The 4,802-nt window shown below is 65.4% G+C and carries 2 protein-coding genes; both read right to left on the bottom strand.

Translation table 11 applies throughout. The features are described from left to right. Positions 1-380 precede the first annotated feature (380 nt). Positions 381-3,392, bottom strand: coding sequence for a glycoside hydrolase family 2 TIM barrel-domain containing protein (locus tag J2805_RS23845; protein ID WP_309980538.1), 3,012 nt, complete (start codon positions 3,390-3,392; stop codon positions 381-383). Positions 3,393-3,585: 193 nt separating this feature from the next. Beyond that, positions 3,586-4,656: a LacI family DNA-binding transcriptional regulator gene (locus J2805_RS23840; RefSeq protein WP_309980537.1), complete on the bottom strand. Its 1,071-nt coding sequence runs from the start codon at positions 4,654-4,656 to the stop codon at positions 3,586-3,588. Positions 4,657-4,802 lie beyond the last annotated feature (146 nt).

Raw genomic sequence — 4,802 nt, 5'->3', positions numbered from 1 at the left:
CACTATTGAGTTCTCAAACAACAGACACACCCGGCACCACCACAACCAACAATTCGGTCAAGGATCGCTCCGGAGCAACTTTCCAAACTTACCCGATACCGGGAAGCTTTGCAAATCAACGTTTCCGCGATTCCCAGCTCCACCAGCAGGCCCCCACCCGGTTTCCGCACGCCAGTAAAGACGCCGTTTTTCAGGCCATTCAGAAGGGGGTCGGTCGCTATCTTTCCGCATCAGCGGCGGCGACTCGAATTACTTTACACGCCCCGAGGACCCCATGCAAATGCGCCGGCGAACGGCGAGGGTGGGCCGGAATTCTGCGGGATTCCGCGGATTTCCGGCCCTTCCTGCCGCCTTACGGCACTCAAGAGCGCCGCCCTGTCCTATGTGGACTGAGTCACACCAAAGACGAACGCGAAGTCGGCCGCACGCGGCTCCAGACGGTAGCCCTCCAGAACTCCCGGGCCGCACGCCGCAGTTCCAACGCCATTAACCGCGTGATCGAGGTACACGTAGCTGCGGCCGTCCGGAACCAGGTCGGGCCGATGGGTCGCGGCGTCCAATGCCTCCAGGCTGTACGGGCGCACGGTAAGGGAAAACGGTTCGCCGCTGACGGTAAGCCGGCCGCCATCGAGCTGCAATGCTGCCCGGGACACTCCCGATCGGGCGCCCGACTCCTGGGGCCTGACGTAGTCGACGTCCATGTCCTGCAACGGCAGCTGGTACCAGCCTCGCTTGGTGCCCTGGCCTGTATCCGGGTAGCTGTGATGCGGACCCTGACCGAACCATTCCACCGACTGGGTGGCTGATCCCATGACAAGTTCAACGCCGAGGCGCGCCCACGGCACCGGCCAGCCGGCGTTGGTCCACTCGCCGTCGGGCTTGACCTTGGTCCGCAGGCTGACACTGGCCCCATCGCTGGACCAGACGTATTCGGCGAGTACACCGAACTGTTTGCCAGCCGGAGCAACGCGTGTCCGTACCACAAGCTCTTCTCCGCCATCAGCAGCGGGACGCGAGGCAACCCCTATGAGCCGCGTGTGCATCCGGTTGAGCCCGGCGTCCAGCCATTGGGTTGCTACGGGGCGGGGATCCGGGCTCCCCCATTCCGCCCCGAGGTCGTTATCCGTGGGAGCGCGCCAGAGCAGGAGCCGCTGCCCCTCAACGGCGATGCCGCCCAGCCGGATGAGCGTGCCCGTGGCGCGTTGGAAGACGGCCGGGCCCAGGCGAAGCAGGTCACCCTCCACTTCTACATCGGCCGTAGCGTCCAGCTCCGGCGCCGCCGGCACGTTGGCCGATGCCTGCCCCCAGGCAAGCTCGTGTCCCGCCGCTGCCCAGGCAGTGTCTCCCTTGAGTTCAGCACTGACTGTCAGCACTGCCGGCGACTGGGCGGTTCGTTCCAGCAGGCCGGCAGGCAGCCGGACTTGGACGGATTCATGCGGGCCCAGTGGCTCAACGTCGACTGAACCGCCGTCGACCGTCACGCCGTCGGCCTCCACCACGTACCGGAACACCAGTCCGGAAGTGTCAGCGAAGTCGAAGCGGTTGGTGAGCGAGAACCCGGACCAGTCCGCTGCCACCACAATGGACAGCGGCTCTATGACCTTCTTGAAGTCCAGAAGTCCCGGGCGCGGGACGCGGTTGGCATCCACGAGGCCGTCAGTGACGAAGTTGCCGTCGTGGACTTCTTCCCCGAAGTCTCCTCCATAGACAAAGTGCTCCTGTCCGTCCGGGCCCGTGCGGGAGATGCCGTGTTCCAGCCACTCCCACACGAAGCCGCCCATGAGCCGTGGGTAGCGGTAGAAAAGCTCCTGATATTCGGACATGCCTCCCGGTCCGTTGCCCATGGCATGGACGTACTCGCACAACACAAACGGCATGGCCCGTCGCCGCGCGTCCAGGCCGGCGTCGTCAAGTGCAGGCTCCACACCCTGGCCGATCAGCGCGGTCTCCGCCTGGCTGGCGTACATCCGTGAGTAGACGTCCACGTACGCCGAGGTCCAGTCACCCTCGTAGTGGATGGGCCTGGAGGGGTCGCGGAATTTCGTCCAGCGGGACATCGCCGCAAGGTTGCCACCCGTGCCGGCCTCGTTGCCCAGCGACCACATGATGACCGAGGCGTGGTTCTTGTCGCGTTCCACCGTCCTGGCCATCCGGTCAAGGAGAGCGGGCTGCCACTGGGGATCGGCGCTGGGGTTCTGCCGCCAGCCGCCTTCTTCAAAACCGTGCGTTTCCAGATCGCATTCAAGGACGACGTAAAAGCCAAGCTGGTCCGCCAGCGACAGAAGGTCCGGATGTGGCGGGTAGTGCGACGTCCGAATGGCATTGATGTTGTGCTGTTTCATGAGCCGCAGCTCGCTCTCCATGACCTCCCTCGGCACTACGCGGCCCAGCTTGGGATGGTGTTCGTGGCGGTTGACGCCGCGGAGCAGGATCCGCTGCCCGTTCACCTTGAACTGGGCATCCTCGATGCTGACGGTGCGGAAGCCGAGCTGTACAGAGACGGTCTCCCCCGTGGTGCTGACTGTGGCGTCGTAAAGTCGGGGCAGCTCAGCGGACCACGGCGTGATCTCCGGGAGACGGTGCTCCACGCCGGCAGGCAGTTCCAGGCCCAGTTCCGGGACGCGCACGACGGCGGCAACCGGCTCGCCGGCCCGGCTCACCTCGATGCGCAGGATGCCTTCGCCGGTGCCGTGGTTGAAGTCCGCGTGGACAAAGACGTCGTCAATACCCCCTGCCGGACGTGCCTGCAGCGTGACGTCCCGGAAAATGCCGGGCAGCCACCACATGTCCTGGTCCTCCACATAGCTGGCTGCCGAGAACTGGGCAACCTGTACGGCGAGGACATTCGTGCCCGGAACCAACACACCCGTGACATCGAATTCGTGAGCGAGCCGGCTGCCGCGCGTTGTTCCGAGCAAAGTGCCGTTCAACCACACCGTTCCGGCGGACTCGATGCCGTCAAAGCGGAGCAGCGCCGACGGGAAGAACTCCGGCCCGGTGGCAAACTCGAAGAACAGGTCACCGACGGGGTTGGCGTCCGGTGCGTGCGGCGGTTCCACTGCGAAGGGGAACTGGACATTCGTGTACCAGGGTGTCCCGTGGCCGTGCATCGGCCAACTGGAGGGCACCGGGAGATCGCCGAAGTCCGGACGGTCTCCGCCCTGCTGCCAGCCGTCCTGTGGTGCCTGGCGGATGCCGGGGTGCAGCCTGAACTTCCAGTTGCCGTTCAGGGACAATCGGGGTGCGCTGCTCTGCAGATAGGCCCGGGCCGGCAAAGTGCCCTGGGGCGGCGCCAGGGACGCGAGCCGGGCGACTTGTTCAGCTGCAAGGTCAAGCGCGGATTCCGCTGCGGCGACGGCATCGTTGCCGGTGGTCGTGGTCTCAGCATGCATGGCGTTTCCTCGAGGGTGGGGTTTGGTCCGGTACCGGCGCCGCGATCTGCATGCAGCTGCCTGAGTAGTTTCGTGAACGTTCACGTTCGTAAAGGATCCTACGCGAGAGGGCCCTTCCTGAACAGGGTTTTGGCGGCCTTTCCGGCAAGATTGCCAAGCATCTCGGCCGCCGCGCCGGGCTACCTCAACCGGCTCAGGCTGACTTGCGCAGGATTAGCTGATGTACGAGTGTCAGCCGGGAGGCGTCCGAGCCGGGCTCGATGGCTCCTGTCAGGAGTCCGTCAAGGAGCTCGACGGCGGCCCTGCCTACCTCCCGCAGGTCCAGCGCCAGCGTGCTGAGCTCCGGTGTCAGGAGCTCACCCAAGGGGATGCCATCCATGCCCACGACGGCGCAGTCTTCCGGGACCCGGAGCCCTGCATCAGCCACTGCTTTAAGGACGCCGGCGGCCATCAGGTCGTTGAACACCAGGATCCCGTCGGTGTCCCGCCGCTCCCGGAGCAAAGCAGCCGCGGCTGCCCTCGCTGCCCCAGCCGTCTCCTCTGCCGCGAGCAGTGACCACGGCGTGCCGGTGCCGTCCAGCAGTCTGGCGACAGCCTTGCCTCGGACGGTGCACGGCACTCCGCCATCGAGGGGTGAGGAGGCAAGGGGATCCCGGCTTTCGGGGGGAAGCCCCAGGTGACGGGACTCGCATGCATCCAAATATGCGATACTGCGCCGGCGCATGGTCCGCAGGTGTTCCACGGCCAGCTTCCCCGCCCGGGCGTAGTCGAAGTTGATGCCGCCTGCCGCACCTCCCGGAATCTCGTCCAGGACAATCAGCGGACGCCGGCCCAGCGCGGCTTGGGCCTGGTCAGCGTACCCGCCCAGGTATCCGATGACCGCGTCAACATGGGGCGCCAGATGCTCCACGGCATCCAGCCCGCTCCGGCCGCCGTGGCCATAGTCATCAACCACGATGTGCCAGCCCCGCTGGGTGGCCAGTTCTACAACACTCGAGGCGAATGCCGGGAAATAAGGGTTCGTGAGGTCGGGGATCGCCAGCCCAACGGATGTTCGGGAACCCTGGACGAGGCCTTTAGCAAAACGGCTAGGCGTGTAACCAAGTTCACGCGCCAGCTCCTGCACGCGCTCCCGTGTGGACTCCCTGATTCCGGGCATGCCGTTCATTGCGCGCGTGACTGTTTGGCGTGACACTCCGGCGGCCGCCGCTACGTCGAGTATTGTTGCCGGCTTGGCGGGGCGTCCGGAGGTTGTGGGGCTCATGGTGTGTAAGTCTAGGGCCGGGGCTGCGCGCAGAGTGCCCTGTGGACTTGGGTGGTGGTTAAAGTGGGAGAGCCTCCAAACGGTGTTTGGAGGCTCTCGACCTAATGGTTGTCCGGCGGTGACCTACTCTCCCACACCCTCCCGGG

Source organism: Arthrobacter oryzae (genome assembly GCF_031454875.1).
Lineage (GTDB): Bacteria > Actinomycetota > Actinomycetes > Actinomycetales > Micrococcaceae > Arthrobacter > Arthrobacter oryzae_D.
The sequence above is the reverse complement of the archived record's forward strand: the minus strand, read 5'-3'. Positions and strand labels throughout refer to the sequence as shown.

Bases quoted from the DNA above. Each gene is read 5' to 3' on its own strand.
- J2805_RS23845 (WP_309980538.1), bottom strand. From the start codon at position 3,392: ATGCATGCTGAGACCACGACCACCGGCAACGATGCCGTCGCCGCAGCG.
- J2805_RS23840 (WP_309980537.1), bottom strand. From the start codon at position 4,656: ATGAGCCCCACAACCTCCGGACGCCCCGCCAAGCCGGCAACAATACTC.